Source organism: Labrys sp. F242, from assembly GCF_057813875.1.
On sequence record NZ_JBVASG010000002.1, the window covers coordinates 793,530 to 806,924 of the forward strand.

12 protein-coding genes are annotated in these 13,395 nt (G+C 61.3%); 6 read left to right on the forward strand and 6 right to left on the reverse strand.

The genetic code is table 11. From position 1 onward, the window contains the following. Positions 1 to 31 precede the first annotated feature (31 nt). Together rsmG and mnmG are read right to left on the reverse strand one after the other, a co-directional pair. Entirely contained in the window at positions 32 to 676 is a 645-nt protein-coding gene (rsmG, locus tag ACZYTC_RS19170; protein ID WP_488990300.1) for a 16S rRNA (guanine(527)-N(7))-methyltransferase RsmG, read from the reverse strand. 237 nt (positions 677 to 913) lie between these two features. Beyond that, a complete protein-coding gene (gene mnmG, locus ACZYTC_RS19175) occupies positions 914 to 2,782 on the reverse strand; it encodes a tRNA uridine-5-carboxymethylaminomethyl(34) synthesis enzyme MnmG (RefSeq protein ID WP_488990301.1) in 1,869 nt (622 codons plus the stop codon). Between the two features lie 264 nt (positions 2,783 to 3,046). On the opposite strand from mnmG, the gene ACZYTC_RS19180 reads away from it, so the two are divergent. Then, a complete protein-coding gene (locus tag ACZYTC_RS19180; RefSeq protein WP_481273331.1) occupies positions 3,047 to 3,805 on the forward strand; it encodes a class I SAM-dependent methyltransferase in 759 nt (252 codons plus the stop codon). A 3-nt stretch (positions 3,806 to 3,808) separates the two neighbouring features. On the opposite strand, the gene mnmE is transcribed toward ACZYTC_RS19180, so the two are convergent. Beyond that, a complete protein-coding gene (gene mnmE / locus ACZYTC_RS19185) occupies positions 3,809 to 5,134 on the reverse strand; it encodes a tRNA uridine-5-carboxymethylaminomethyl(34) synthesis GTPase MnmE (RefSeq protein ID WP_488990302.1) in 1,326 nt (441 codons plus the stop codon). A gap of 109 nt (positions 5,135 to 5,243) precedes the next feature. Here mnmE and ACZYTC_RS19190 point away from each other — a divergent pair, with 109 nt between their 5' ends. Next, a complete protein-coding gene (locus tag ACZYTC_RS19190; protein ID WP_441772194.1) occupies positions 5,244 to 7,274 on the forward strand; it encodes a thioredoxin domain-containing protein in 2,031 nt (676 codons plus the stop codon). A 283-nt stretch (positions 7,275 to 7,557) separates the two neighbouring features. Here the strand turns inward: ACZYTC_RS19190 and rho are convergent, their stop codons facing one another. The 3 genes from rho to hemE form a co-directional block, all read right to left on the reverse strand. Beyond that, on the reverse strand, positions 7,558 to 8,823 hold the full coding sequence (rho, locus tag ACZYTC_RS19195) for a transcription termination factor Rho (protein ID WP_434958912.1): 1,266 nt from the start codon (positions 8,821 to 8,823) through the stop codon (positions 7,558 to 7,560). A gap of 262 nt (positions 8,824 to 9,085) precedes the next feature. Then, positions 9,086 to 9,526, reverse strand: coding sequence for a protoporphyrinogen oxidase HemJ (hemJ, locus tag ACZYTC_RS19200; protein WP_454811575.1), 441 nt, complete (start codon positions 9,524 to 9,526; stop codon positions 9,086 to 9,088). 118 nt (positions 9,527 to 9,644) lie between these two features. Continuing rightward, on the reverse strand, positions 9,645 to 10,667 hold the full coding sequence (gene hemE / locus ACZYTC_RS19205) for a uroporphyrinogen decarboxylase (RefSeq protein ID WP_441772196.1): 1,023 nt from the start codon (positions 10,665 to 10,667) through the stop codon (positions 9,645 to 9,647). A 159-nt stretch (positions 10,668 to 10,826) separates the two neighbouring features. On the opposite strand from hemE, the gene ACZYTC_RS19210 reads away from it, so the two are divergent. The 4 genes from ACZYTC_RS19210 (at position 10,827) to ACZYTC_RS19225 (ending at position 13,351) form a co-directional block, all read left to right on the forward strand. Next, the gene (locus ACZYTC_RS19210; RefSeq protein ID WP_441772197.1) at positions 10,827 to 11,102 is read left to right on the forward strand and encodes a hypothetical protein; all 276 of its coding nucleotides are present in this window, start codon (positions 10,827 to 10,829) and stop codon (positions 11,100 to 11,102) included. Positions 11,103 to 11,387: 285 nt separating this feature from the next. Beyond that, positions 11,388 to 12,227 carry a pyruvate, water dikinase regulatory protein gene (locus ACZYTC_RS19215; RefSeq protein WP_434958908.1) on the forward strand — a complete coding sequence of 280 codons (840 nt, stop codon included), beginning with the start codon at positions 11,388 to 11,390 and terminating at the stop codon, positions 12,225 to 12,227. Between the two features lie 10 nt (positions 12,228 to 12,237). Continuing rightward, positions 12,238 to 12,858 carry an SRPBCC family protein gene (locus ACZYTC_RS19220; protein WP_434958907.1) on the forward strand — a complete coding sequence of 207 codons (621 nt, stop codon included), beginning with the start codon at positions 12,238 to 12,240 and terminating at the stop codon, positions 12,856 to 12,858. Between the two features lie 22 nt (positions 12,859 to 12,880). Beyond that, positions 12,881 to 13,351 carry a hypothetical protein gene (locus ACZYTC_RS19225; protein WP_441772199.1) on the forward strand — a complete coding sequence of 157 codons (471 nt, stop codon included), beginning with the start codon at positions 12,881 to 12,883 and terminating at the stop codon, positions 13,349 to 13,351. Positions 13,352 to 13,395: the final 44 nt, after the last annotated feature.

Here is a 13,395-nt window from a genome sequence, read left to right on the forward strand (position 1 = left end):
CAGCCTGAAGCTTGGAAACGGCATCTAAATTTTACTCGCCCAGGTGCTTTGTCGCGGTTTTGATCGAAACAATCTGCCCGGTCGAGTCAGTAAGGCTCGGTATAAATTCTGCCTGGATATTCCAATATTTAGTGGCTTGGGTCAATTCCTGCTCTACATCTTGACCCTTGAGAAACAAGGCTCGAGCACCTGTTTTCAACAACTCCGCGCTGTAATCGAGCAGCTCGACGAGTGGCGCCAAGGCACGAGCCGTGATCAGATCGGCGCGATCTTGCCATTCTGAGACGAAATCCTCGATCCGGACGGCGTGTACCGTCACCGGTGCCCCGGTTATGCGGGCGACCTCGCGCAGAAAGGAAGCCTTGCGGCCATTTGACTCAACCAGATGTACCCGAAACCCAGGAACCGTTTTATTGGCAATCGCCAGGACCATGCCGGGAAAGCCCGCGCCACTACCGAAATCGACAATCGTCCTGGCATCACCAAGTAGCGGGAGCAATTGAGCACTGTCCGCGATATGCCGCGTCCAGATCTGCGGCAAGGTCGACGGTGCCACGAGGTTCTTCACCCTCTGCCAGCGCTGCAGCAGCTCGACATAGAGGTCAAAGTCTCCAACTGTTTCACGTGAAACAGGGAGGAATTGCAGGGCGTCATGGCGGTCGCTATCGAGAGTCATGGCCGGACCATGGCTGATGCAGGCTATAGAGGCAAGTGAGACCTGCAGTAATCCAACGTCATGAAACACCCACATCGAGGGTCTGTCCCCTCAGGCAGGCATGTCCGGCTGGGATCTCCCCACCACACACGGCGCTCCCGTGACCGGGCGCGAGATGCCTGCATTGAGAGACATGTCGCTCCCAACACCGCTGGCGTCCGTCTGCTCTTAAAAAGATTCGATACGAGTCCGAATCGATCAGAGGGCGGCCCGTGCCTGCCTGCGCTTGCGCAGGGCGGCCAGCAGAAGGGTGGTCGCTGCTGGCGTGATGCCGTCGATCCGGCTCGCCTGGCCAATTGTCCGCGGCTGGACGCTGGCAAATTTCTGCCGTGTCTCGTTGGAAAAGCCGACCACGGCCTGAAAGTCGAAATCGCGAGGGATTTCAACATCTTCATCGCGACGGAAAGCAGCCACATCCGCCTTCTGCCGCTCCAGATAGACCGCATATTTTGCTTCGATCTCGACCTGTTCCAGCACGGCGGCTTCGAATTCACCCGCCTCGGGCCAAAGACGAGCGAGATCGGAGAAACCGACATTGGGATAAGCGAGGAGATCGAAGGCTGAGCGTCTCACGCCGTCGCGATTGATGTGAATGCCCGCCACCTCGGCCTGGTTGGGCGTTACCGAAACGGATTGGCTCCAGGCCAAGGCTGCCTCATACGCCGCCTGCTTGGCCTTCCAGGCCAGCTCACGTTCCGTACCGACCAGGCCGAGCGCCAGACCGCGATCGGTCAACCGGCGGTCGGCATTGTCGGCTCGCAACGTCAGACGATACTCCGCCCGCGAGGTGAACATGCGATAGGGCTCGCTGACCCCGCGGGTGACGAGATCATCGATCATCACGCCGATATAGGATTCATCGCGGCGGAAGCTGACGCCGTCGCCGCCGCCCGCCCGGCACGCCGCATTGAGCCCGGCGACGAGACCCTGGGCACCCGCTTCCTCATATCCGGTGGTACCGTTGATCTGCCCGGCCAGGAACAGGCCACGCACCCGCCGCGCCTCCAGGGTGGCGTCGAGTTCGCGCGGGTCAATATGGTCATATTCAATGGCATAGCCGGGGCGGATCATCCTTACCTTCTCGAGGCCGGGAATGGTGGCGAGCATGGCCTGCTGCACATCCTCGGGCAGGGAGGTCGAGATGCCATTGGGATAGACGGTATGGTCGTTCAAGCCTTCCGGTTCCAGGAAGATCTGATGACCGTCCCGTTCGCCGAAGCGGACCACCTTGTCCTCGATCGATGGACAATAGCGCGGGCCGCGACTTTCGATCTGACCGGAATAGATCGGAGCACGGTGGATATTGTCCTGGATGACCCTGTGGGTTTCAGGCGTGGTGCGGGTGATGCCACAGGAAACCTGCGGATTGGGCAGATGCGTGGTCAGTGTCGAAAACGGCTCCGGCGGCTCGTCGCCTGGCTGCATTTCCAGCGAGGCCCAATCGATGGTGCGGCCGTCGAGACGGGCCGGTGTGCCGGTCTTCAGACGGCCCAGTTCGAAACCGATACGGGCGAGGGTCCGGGAAAGACCGAGCGCGGGGGCTTCGCCGACACGGCCGGCCGCCATCCTGATGTCGCCAATATGGATGACGCCGCTGAGGAAGGTCCCCGTGGTGAGAACAACCGATCCGCATCCGAATCGATCGCCTTTCGCGGTCAATACAGCCTGGACCTGGCCGTCCGCGATCTCGATATCATGGACCTCGCCCTCGATCACGCTCAGATTGGCCTGCTCGGCAATGGCTGTCTGCATGGCGGCAGCGTAGAGGGCACGGTCCGCCTGAGCGCGCGGGCCCCGCACGGCCGGTCCCTTGCGGCGGTTGAGCACGCGGAACTGAATGCCGCCCTGATCGGCGACGCGGCCCATCAAACCATCGAGCGCGTCTATCTCGCGCACGAGATGTCCCTTGCCGAGCCCACCGATCGCCGGATTGCAGGACATCGTGCCGATGGTGTCGGCGCGATGGGTGATGAGGGCCGTCCGGGCGCCGAGCCGCGCAGCGGCTGCCGCCGCCTCGCAGCCGGCATGACCTCCGCCCACCACGATCACATCGAATTGCTGCTTCATTGGATTGGATCCTTCGCGCGCCTTTTACGCCGAAGGTCTCCACGGGTCAAAGGGAAGGCGTCATGCCGGCGAAAGGTCACATCGGGGAGTACGGCCAACCATGATCGGGGAGACACGAGCATCAATCAGCAGTGGTAGGAGCGTGTTTCCGGCAACCTCGATGCGCCATCGGCGTAAGCCCTTTTGACCTGACGCCTACGCCTTGAACCCGATAACCCGGCAATCTAAGCTGCCTCCTGCTCGATTGACGAAGGAGTTCGGTCGATGTCCTATGAAGCCTATGCAAATTGGAAAGGCTGGGACGCGGCGGAATTCGGCCAATTCAATCGCGGCGAGGACGTCTTCTATAACACGGAAGTCAAGGCGTATCTTCCTTCGGCGCTATCGGGTTCGACGGTCATCGAGATCGGTTTCGGCAATGGCTCTTTCCTCGGCTGGGGCAGGAAGAACGGCCTGACCGTAATCGGCATCGAGATTCAGCCCGTGCTGCGGGAACGAGCCGAGCAGTCTGGCTTCCCTGTGATCGATGACCTTCGGCTGCTGGAGCCACTATCCGTCGATATCGTAGCAGCCTTCGACGTCTTCGAGCACATACCCTACGATTCCTTGCAGGAGATGTGCCGGCAAGCCGCGCGGGTGCTCAAGCCGGGCGGGTATCTGATCGCCCGCTTTCCCAACGGCGACAGCCCATTTGCGTTGCCCGTCCAGAACGGTGACCCTACCCATGTCAATGCCATCGGCGCCGGCTTCATCGGTGAACTGATGCGCTCCACGGGCTTCGAGCTTCGGGAATTGCGGGCACCCACCGAAACGCCCCTGCATCTTCGCGCCAGGCTGGTACTGCCCATCAAGAAGCTGATGCGTTCGGCCGTACGAGCCTATGTCCGCTTTGCTTTTCTGGGAGCAACGACCCCCTCGACCTTCCACCTCAATTACATGATGATCGCCCGCAAGCCCTCGGAGATCGACGCCAGAAACGGCAAATCCCCGCCGGGAGCCCGGGTCACGGCGTTGCGCGCCTGATCCTCACTTGCCGATGCAGAATTCGCGGAAGATCACGTCATAGATTTCATCGATATCGACCCTGCCCGTCAGGCGGCCGATGGCACGCACCGCCAGGCGCAGGTCCTCGGCGACGAATTCCACCGGCGTCGCCTCATCCGCCGCCTGCACCGTCGCCAGATGCGCCGTCACGGTCTCGAGCTCCCGCCGATGGCGCTCCCGCGTCACCAGGGCGGTCTCGCCGCTCTCCAATGCGGCCCTCGCTGCCTGCTCGAGCCGCTCGAGCAAGGTCGGCATGCCGGCGCCGCTGCGAGCCGAGAGACCGAGCTCGAAACCATCAGGCAAAAGACCTTGCGGCAGGGGATACTGGCTATCGTCCTGCTTGGTAAGGACGCGCATGAGTGGGGCGGGCACAACGGGCGGGGCAGCGCGAGCATCGTCAGCCTCGAGCCAGATCACCAGATCGGCGCGATCGAGGCTCGCTTTTGCCCGCTCCACGCCGATCGCCTCGACCATATCCGCGGTCTCGCGCAGGCCGGCGGTGTCGATCAGTGTCACCGGATAGCCGCCGAGATCGAGATGCACCTCCAGCGTATCGCGGGTGGTACCAGCGATAGGCGAGACGATGGCGACGTCGCGCTGGGCCAAGGCATTCAGCAACGTGGATTTGCCGGCATTGGGTGGGCCCGCAATCACCATCACCGCGCCTTCGCGCAGCCGCTCACCGTTTCGCGCACCGGCAAGCGCTGCCCGGATCTCGGCCAGCAAGGTGCCAGCACCGGCACGTACGGATGCAAACAGGGCAGGGACATCCTCCTCGTCGGGGAAGTCGATCTCCGCCTCCATCAGGGCCAGCAGGGCGGCGAGACGCTGCCGCCAGGTCATTGCCACCCGTTCCAGCGCACCGCCCGCCTGGCGTAGCGCCTGCCGCCTCTGGCTTGATGTTTCCGCTTCGACCAGGCTGGCAATGCCCTCCGCCGAGGTCAGGTCCATCCGGCCGTTGGCGACGGCGCGCCGGGTGAATTCGCCACGCTCGGCCAAGCGAAAGCCCGGCAGAGCGGCGAGCGCGGCGATCACACCGGAAATGATGGCCCGGCCGCCATGCACCTGCAACTCGGCGACGTCCTCGCCTGTGAAGCTGGCCGGTCCCGGAAAGAACAGCACCAGGGCCTCGTCGAGCACTTCTCCGCTTTTCGGATCTTTCAGCCGTCGCAACGCGGCACGGCGAGGCTGCGGCACATCGCCGGCAATCGTTTCCAACCCGAATCGAACCGAAGGCCCCGACAACCGAATCACGGCGATGCCGGCACGGCCGACACCCGAGGCAAGCGCGACAATGGTCTCAGCCATGCATGAAAACTCCAGCAAGCCCGGCAACTTCCCGCCTCCGCGACACAGCCACGCTTTTACTTCCCACCCGGCGACCCCATACTCTCTTATCGAAAGAGAGGCTGCCATCATGTCCACCGCGCTGCAAAACAACCTCGCTCATGAAACCAGCCCCTATCTGATCCAGCACGCCGGCAATCCCGTGCATTGGCAGCCCTGGGGCGAACAGGCCCTGGCGCGTGCTCGGGCCGAGAACAAACCGATCCTGCTCTCCGTCGGCTACGCCGCCTGCCATTGGTGCCACGTCATGGCGCATGAGAGCTTCGAAAATCCCGATATCGCCGCCGTCATGAACGAGCTTTTCATCAACATCAAGGTGGATCGCGAGGAGAGGCCCGATATCGACCAGATCTATATGGCCGCTCTCCACGCTCTCGGGGAGCAGGGCGGCTGGCCGCTCACCATGTTCCTAACGCCCGGCGGCGAACCCTTCTGGGGCGGCACCTACTATCCGCCCGAATCGCGCTATGGCCGTCCCGGTTTCGTCGACGTGCTCCAAGCCATCGCCAAGGCCTATCACACCGATTTCGAAAGGGTCGGCCGCAACCGCCAGGCGCTCCTCGACGTGCTCGATCGTATCCCCCAGCGTGGCGATCGCGCTTTCGACGCCAACGGCCTCGCCCAGGCCATCAGCGCATTGGCCGGCATTACCGATCCCATCAATGGCGGCACCAAAGGCGCGCCGAAATTCCCCAACGCATCCTATCTCGAACTGCTTTGGCGTGGCGGGCCGGGCAGCGAGGCCCGCAAGCTGATGCTGCTGACGCTGGAACGCATCTGTCAGGGTGGCATCCGCGATCATGTCGGCGGCGGTTTTGCCCGCTACAGCGTTGATGAATATTGGCTGGTGCCGCATTTCGAAAAGATGCTCTACGACAATGCCCAGTTGCTCGAACTGCTGGCGTTGGCCTGGCAGGAGACCAAACGCGATCTCTTCCGCCAGGCAGCCACCGAGATGGTCGAATGGCTGCAACGCGAGATGATGGCAGGCGATGGCCAGATCTCGAACGGATTGGCCTTCGCCGCCTCGCTCGATGCCGATTCGGAGGGGCATGAAGGGCGCTTCTATGTCTGGAAACCCCATGAACTCGTCGAGATCCTCGGCGTGGACGATGCCGAATTCGTCGCCCATACATTCGACATCGCCGACGGCGGCAATTGGGAAGGCCAATCCATTCCCAATCGCCTCGACAAGCCGGACCTCGAACCGGCTCTCGAGATCGGCTGGCAGGACCTGCGACCCAGGTTGATTGCCGAGCGGGCCAGGCGCGTCGCACCAGCCCGCGACGACAAGGTCCTGGCCGACTGGAATGGCCTCGCCATCGCGGCGTTCGCTCGAGCCTCCGTCGTGTTCGGCAAGCCGGGCTGGCTCGATCTCGCCCGGACAGCCTTTCGTTTCGTCGCCGAATCCATGGCCGACGGGCCGCGGCTCGGCCATTCCTGGCGTGACGGCCGGTTGCTGAAGCCGGGCCTGGCCACCGATCTTGCAGCCATGATCCGCGCCGCGCTTGCCCTTCATGAAGCCGGAGCGGGACAAGATTATCTCACTCAGGCCCTGGGCTGGGCGGAGGCAATCGAACACGATTATGCGGATGTCGAGGGCGGCGGCTATTTCCTCACAGCCAGGGATGCCGCTGCCCTTATCACCCGACCACGCTCTACCCTCGATGATGCCGTTCCCAACGCCAATGGCATCATGGCGGACAATCTCTTCCGCCTCGCTGTCCTAACAGGTGAGGAGCGCTGGCTGCAGCGGGGAGACGAAGTGCTGACCGCCCTGTCGCCGGCAATGGCCGGGAATGTCTTCGGGCACGCTTCCTTGCTCAACGCCCTGGACCTGAGGCTCCACGGCCTGGAGATCGTCGTGAGCGGCCACGGAGAAACAGCGGAACGGCTATACCATGCCGCTCTCGATCAACCCTTCCCGACCAGAACCGTCGTCCGGGTCGAAAGCCCCGAGGATCTGCCGGAGGGCCATGCGGTGCGCAATGCCGGTGTCAGCGACGAGCCAGCGGTCTTCGTCTGCTCCGGCCAGCGGTGCTCGCTACCCGTCAGGGACGAGGCCGGTCTGGCCACGGCGATCGGTTCCATGCGGGGATAAGGAAGGGGGGGCGCTTCCCGAAGAAGCGGGCCTGTTTCACGTGAATCATTGTGCGCTTGTTTCACGTGAATCAGGCCTGGGGATGATTCACGTGAAACAGGGTTAACTTTGGAGCGCGGACATCCTGTCCGCTTTTCCTCTCTTCCCATTTGTAGCGCTTGTGGACAGGAAAAGCGGACAGGATGTCCGCGCTCCAGAGCTGTTCCGCTTCCGAATCGGTGCTCATAGCAAAACGGCCCGGCATTGCTGCCGGGCCGTTTTGGACAATCCTGATTGATGTATCTCAGGTATTCATCGAATCGAAGAAGTCCGCGTTGAGCTTGGTCTGCCTGAGCTTGTCGAGCAGGAACTCGATGGCATCGACCGTACCCATCGGGTTGAGGATGCGGCGCAGCACATACATCTTCTTCAAGATATCGCTGGGAACCAGCAGCTCTTCCTTGCGGGTACCCGAGCGGGTGATGTCGATCGCCGGGAAGACGCGCTTGTCGGAAACCTTGCGGTCCATAATGATTTCCGAATTGCCGGTGCCCTTGAACTCTTCGAAGATCACCTCGTCCATGCGCGAACCGGTTTCGATCAACGCGGTGGCGATGATGGTCAGCGAGCCACCCTCTTCGATGTTACGGGCGGCACCGAAGAAGCGCTTGGGCCGCTGCAGGGCATTGGCGTCGACACCACCGGTCAGCACCTTGCCGGAGGACGGCACGACGGTGTTGTAGGCGCGGCCCAGACGCGTAATCGAATCGAGCAGGATGACCACATCGCGGCCATGCTCGACCAGGCGCTTGGCCTTTTCGATCACCATTTCCGAGACCTGCACGTGGCGGGCGGCTGGCTCGTCGAAGGTGGAAGACACCACCTCGCCCTTCACCGAACGCTGCATGTCGGTGACTTCTTCCGGACGCTCGTCGATCAGCAGCACGATCAGATAGCATTCGGGATGGTTGGCGGTGATCGATTGGGCGATGTTCTGCAAGAGCACGGTCTTGCCGGTACGCGGCGGAGCAACCACCAGAGCGCGCTGGCCCTTGCCGATCGGGGCCACGATATCGATGACGCGCGAGGAATAATCCTTCTTGGTGGCGTCTCCGATTTCGAGCTTCAGGCGCTGGTTGGGATAGAGCGGGGTGAGGTTATCGAAATTGATCTTGTGCTTGGTCTTGTCCGGATCTTCGAAATTGATCGTGTTGACCTTGAGCAGGGCGAAATAGCGTTCGCCATCCTTGGGAGAGCGGATAATGCCCTCGACCGTATCGCCGGTGCGCAGGCCGAATTTGCGGATCTGCGAAGGCGATACATAGATGTCATCGGGGCCGGGCAGATAATTGGCCTCCGGCGAGCGCAGGAAAGCGAAGCCGTCCTGTAGCACCTCGACGACACCCTCGCCGACGATCTCGACCTCGCGATTGGCGAGCTGCTTGAGCACGGCGAACATGAGTTCCTGCTTGCGCATCGAGGAGGCGTTCTCGACCTCGAGTTCCTCGGCAAAGGCAAGCATTTCGATTGGGGTTTTGGATTTGAGATCCTGAAGTTTGATTTCCCGCATGGGGGTCCTTGTTGGGAGGATCGATTCGTTTCATGACGCGCATTGAAAAGCGCGAATAGAAGGATTCTTTGGGGGGAACAGGTCTTGTTATCGCCAGACTTGGTCTTGCGTCAGCGCCGTGGCCGGGTTCAATACCCATACCCTCGAGACGCCAGCCTGCAATGGGAGGAGAAGCACTTTATACAGCCGGCCGCTGGCCTCGGCAAGCGATCGGCAGAGTCAATTTCTGAAAAAACGGACAATTTTAGAAAACGTGAAATCCTCAGAAAGGCTTCACCACCACCAGGATGACGATCAGGATCATCAGCACGGTGGGAATTTCGTTGATCATCCGGAAGAATTTCGCCGGGCGAATATTGCGGTCCTCGGCAAATTCCCGCGTCAGCTTGCTGAACCAGCCATGCACGCCCGAAAGCAAAAGCACGAGCAGAAATTTGGCTTCGAACCAGTGCGCGCGGTAAAAACCGGACGACCACACCAGGAGAAGGCCGAAAATCCAGGTCGCGCCCATCGCCGGATTGATGATGGCCTTCAACAGGCGACGCTCCATCACCTTGAAGGTCTCGCTCTGGATCGAACCCTTGGCAGCCTCGGCGTGATAGACGAACAGGCGCGGCAGATAGAGCATGCCTGCCATCCAGGCGATCACGGCGATAATGTGCCCCGCCTTTACGAGATCATAGGCCGTACCGCCGTATTCCATCACGTCATTCCTGCTATTTGGTGCTGCCGCCCCTTCTCCTCATCGGGGGAAGGCTGCTTTGCGGCATGGGCTGTCGCCAGTCCATCGTCTATTCAAACAGGACTGGATACTAGCAACCCTAGCCCCTGATTCGCTTCAGCATCTGTTCGACATGGGCAATCGGGGTCTGCGGCACGATGCCGTGTCCCAGGTTGAAGATGAAGGGTCTGCCTGGAAGGGTTTCGAGGATACGGTCGAGTGCCCGGTTAAGCGGATCGCCACCTGCCACGAGCGCAAGCGGATCGAGATTGCCCTGCACCGGTTTCAACGGCTGCACTTCGCGCGCGGCCCAGGCCGGATCAACAGCCCAGTCGAGTCCGACGGCATCCACCGCCACGGCCTCGGCATAATTGCGATAGAAGGATCCGGCGCCGCGCGGAAAACCGATGATACGGGCTTGCGGATGACGCGCCCTGACACCGTCGACGATGCGCCTGTTAGGTTCGATCGTCCAGCGTACAAACTCATCCGGCGGGAGAATACCGGCCCAACTGTCGAATATTTGGACAGCGTCGACGCCATTTTCAAGCTGGGCAGCGAGATAATCGATCGAAGCCGATACCAGCCGGTCGATCAGAGCCGTGAAGAAGGCCGGATCCTGATAAGCGGCAAGGCGGGCCGGCACCTGGTCCTTCACCCCGCGGCCGGCGATCATATAGGTGGCCACCGTCCAGGGTGCCCCGCAAAAGCCGAGGAAGGTCACATCGGCCGGGAGCGCCGTCTTGACCTGGCGGATCGTCTCGAAGACCGGCGCCAGATGTTCGAGATCCACGCGGGACTTGAGCTTGGCCAATCCGGCAAGGTCCGTGACCGGCTCCAGCCGCGGGCCTTCACCTTCCTCGAACCAGACCTTCTGCCCCAAGGCATCAGGCACCACCAGAATGTCCGAGAACAGAATGGCGGCATCGAAACCGAAACGCCTGATCGGCTGCAAGGTCGCCTCCACGGCGAGATCAGGCGTGTAGCAGAAATTCAGAAAGCTCGAAGCCTTGGTCCTGATAGCCCGGTATTCCGGCAGATATCGTCCCGCCTGGCGCATCAGCCAGACTGGCGGTACCGGTTGGGCCTTGCCGGCAAGGACGTCGAGGAGAGGTTTGGTCATATCGGTCAGACTTTCCAAAGCGTCTTGTGGTTTGAATGAATCACCTCAAATCGCAAAGACGCGTCCAACCAGTGATCTAGAGCAAAAGGGCGTTTCCACCAAAACGCGCTTTGCTCCGGGCAACACCAAACAGGGCATTGGATCGAACCGGAACCTCGATTGGCTCGCCCTGCTGAAAGATTGAAACGTCGCTGGCGTATCGGATCCATTCGAGAGGGGCGTTCGGAAATCCAGCCCGGCGAAAGAATTCACCCGATCCAGCCTACCGCCAAAGAAAATAAAAAAGAGAGATATGAATCTTCATTCTCCTTCTTCTTAACGCCTCGTTTACCGTGCTTCCTCGCCGTCCACAATCTATTCACAGGCGACATCGGAAGGCCGCCAAAAATTCGATATGAAAAATGCGGAAAAAACAGCGCGGATTCCGGCCATTGAATCAAGGCGATGGCAGCAAGCCAAGGGGGAGGGCGCAGACTCGCACTTAGCGGCTTATGAGTCTTTTGCAGCCGAGCGTACGGAATCCCATCCCAAGCAATCAGCCTGTTGATGAAAAATCGGACTCTTCCACAGGCCTTCTTAAGATCGGGTTAAGGCGCTTCATCTGTCCCCACTTGTCCACAATGCCGTCCCACGCCAATCCGAAAGTTACCAACCCATTTCGGCGTTTTCCGGCGAAGCCCATCTGTGGACCTTGCCGGGAAACTCTGCTTAGGTCCTGTCATGGTCACAAGAAGCTTCTTCCACCTTCACCTGGTTTCGGACTCCACCGGTGAGACCTTGATCATGGCCGGGCGAGCCGTCGCTGCCCAATATCCGGCGGTCTCGGCGCTTGAACACATCTACCCGCTGGTGCGCAGCGAACGCGATCTCGATCGCACCATTGCGGAGATCGAAGCCAATCCGGGTGTGGTGCTCTACACCCTGGTTGAGCCCCAACTGGCGGAGCGGCTGGAGCGTAGCTGCCGCGAAATGGGCGCTCCGGTGCTGTCGGTACTGCAGCCGATCTTCGACCTGTTCAAATCCTATCTCGGCACCGAAGTGATGGTGAAGCCCGGTGCCCAGCATGTGCTGAATGCCGACTATTTCCGCCGCATCGACGCTCTCAACTACACGATGATGCATGATGACGGGCTGATGCCGACCGATTACGACGAAGCCGACGTGCTGCTGCTCGGCGTCAGCAGAACCTCCAAGACGCCGACTTCGATCTATCTGGCTCATCGTGGAGTGAAAACCGCCAATATTCCCCTGGTGCCGGGCGTGCCCCTGCCGCCGGAGGTCGAACATCTGAAAAATCCGCTGATTGTCGGCCTGTTCGCCTCGCCCGAACGTATCGTGCAGATCCGCGAGAACCGCGTGCTGACGCTCAGCCCCCACCACGAAGTCGACACCTACACCGATCGCATGTCGGTGGCCGAGGAGATCGCCCAGTCCAGGCGCCTATTCTCCCAGCGCGGCTGGCCGATGATCGACGTCACCCGCCGTTCGATCGAGGAGACGGCCGCAGCCATCCAGGGCCTGTTGCGCGCCCATCGCCGCGCCCGCATCGTGGAGACGTGAGGAAGAGCGCATGCGGGTTCTGGCGTGGTTGGCGGGAATCCTGGGATGCATTCTCCTGGCCTATTACGGCGGAGGCTCTCTTCTACCTGACCATGCCAGCATCTATCGCAAGATGGAGATCGGCCGGCCGCCTTCCGCCGTGTTCGCCCTGATCAACGACCTCAAAACCTTCGACCAGTGGTGGCTGTTCACCAGTACGAATCCGGCGCAACGACCAGATCAGGCCGGCCCGGCGACGATCAGCGGGCCTCCATCCGGCGTCGGCCAGAAACAGATCTGGTTGGTTCGCAACGCATCCGATCGGCAGCTGGAGATCCTCGGCCAGCTCGAAATCGTCGAGAGCGAGGCCGATCGGCATGTTGCCATTGCCGTCGATGTCCCCGACTGGCTGTCGGGGCGCTTTCGTTTCGATCTCGGCGGCAGTGGCAATACCGAGCTTGAATGGGCGACCGATGTTGCGCTGGATACAACCTTCAAGCGCTGGGCCGGCTATTTCTTGGCCGACAAGGCCATAGGTGCACTCGAGGAGATCTCGCTGGTGCAGCTCAAGGAGCTGGCGGAAACCGGGAAGATCCGCCGACCCGATCCGGTCAAGCCGGCGAAAACGGTCTCTCCACCCACGGCAAGCTGAACAGGTTTGGGAACGATTGACGATGATCGCCGATGCAACGCCCGTGGCGCCGAGACCCCGGCCCGTTCTGGGTTTTCTCGTCTACCTCGCCTTCAGCCTTATCGGTATCGCCCTCGCTTCGCTCACCGCGGCCCTGACCTATATCGGCGCGATGATGGTCCGGTCCGACGCCGGTCTCAGTGACGCCGGTGATGTCCCGACCCTGATCGGTGCCTTGGCCTATATGACCGCATTGCTCGCCGGCCTGCCGGCACTCCTGACCCGCGCCCTCATGCATCTGCTCGGCTGGCAGGCGCCCTGGCCCTATATGGCGGCGGCCGCGATCGTCGCGGCCGTCGGCTCGGTCTATCTGATGTTCGGTACCGAATGGATTTCCAACGGGAGCGCCGAACTTGCCGGCGTGGCCCTCGGCTTCGGTTTGATGGGCGCGTTGTGCGGCCTGGTGTTCTGGCTGGTGGCCGTACGACTGCCCGACCGCCTTTTGAGGGGCTAGCCACCCCACCCCGATAGATTGGTCGCCACGTTTAGCCTGAATCT

Bases quoted from the DNA above. Each gene is read 5' to 3' on its own strand.
- rho (WP_434958912.1), bottom strand. From the start codon at position 8,823: ATGCGGGAAATCAAACTTCAGGATCTCAAATCCAAAACCCCAATCGAA.
- rsmG (WP_488990300.1), bottom strand. From the start codon at position 676: ATGACTCTCGATAGCGACCGCCATGACGCCCTGCAATTCCTCCCTGTT.
- ACZYTC_RS19225 (WP_441772199.1), top strand. From the start codon at position 12,881: ATGATCGCCGATGCAACGCCCGTGGCGCCGAGACCCCGGCCCGTTCTG.
- ACZYTC_RS19215 (WP_434958908.1), top strand. From the start codon at position 11,388: ATGGTCACAAGAAGCTTCTTCCACCTTCACCTGGTTTCGGACTCCACC.
- ACZYTC_RS19180 (WP_481273331.1), top strand. From the start codon at position 3,047: ATGTCCTATGAAGCCTATGCAAATTGGAAAGGCTGGGACGCGGCGGAA.
- hemJ (WP_454811575.1), bottom strand. From the start codon at position 9,526: ATGGAATACGGCGGTACGGCCTATGATCTCGTAAAGGCGGGGCACATT.
- ACZYTC_RS19190 (WP_441772194.1), top strand. From the start codon at position 5,244: ATGTCCACCGCGCTGCAAAACAACCTCGCTCATGAAACCAGCCCCTAT.
- mnmG (WP_488990301.1), bottom strand. From the start codon at position 2,782: ATGAAGCAGCAATTCGATGTGATCGTGGTGGGCGGAGGTCATGCCGGC.
- ACZYTC_RS19220 (WP_434958907.1), top strand. From the start codon at position 12,238: ATGCGGGTTCTGGCGTGGTTGGCGGGAATCCTGGGATGCATTCTCCTG.
- mnmE (WP_488990302.1), bottom strand. From the start codon at position 5,134: ATGGCTGAGACCATTGTCGCGCTTGCCTCGGGTGTCGGCCGTGCCGGC.
- hemE (WP_441772196.1), bottom strand. From the start codon at position 10,667: ATGACCAAACCTCTCCTCGACGTCCTTGCCGGCAAGGCCCAACCGGTA.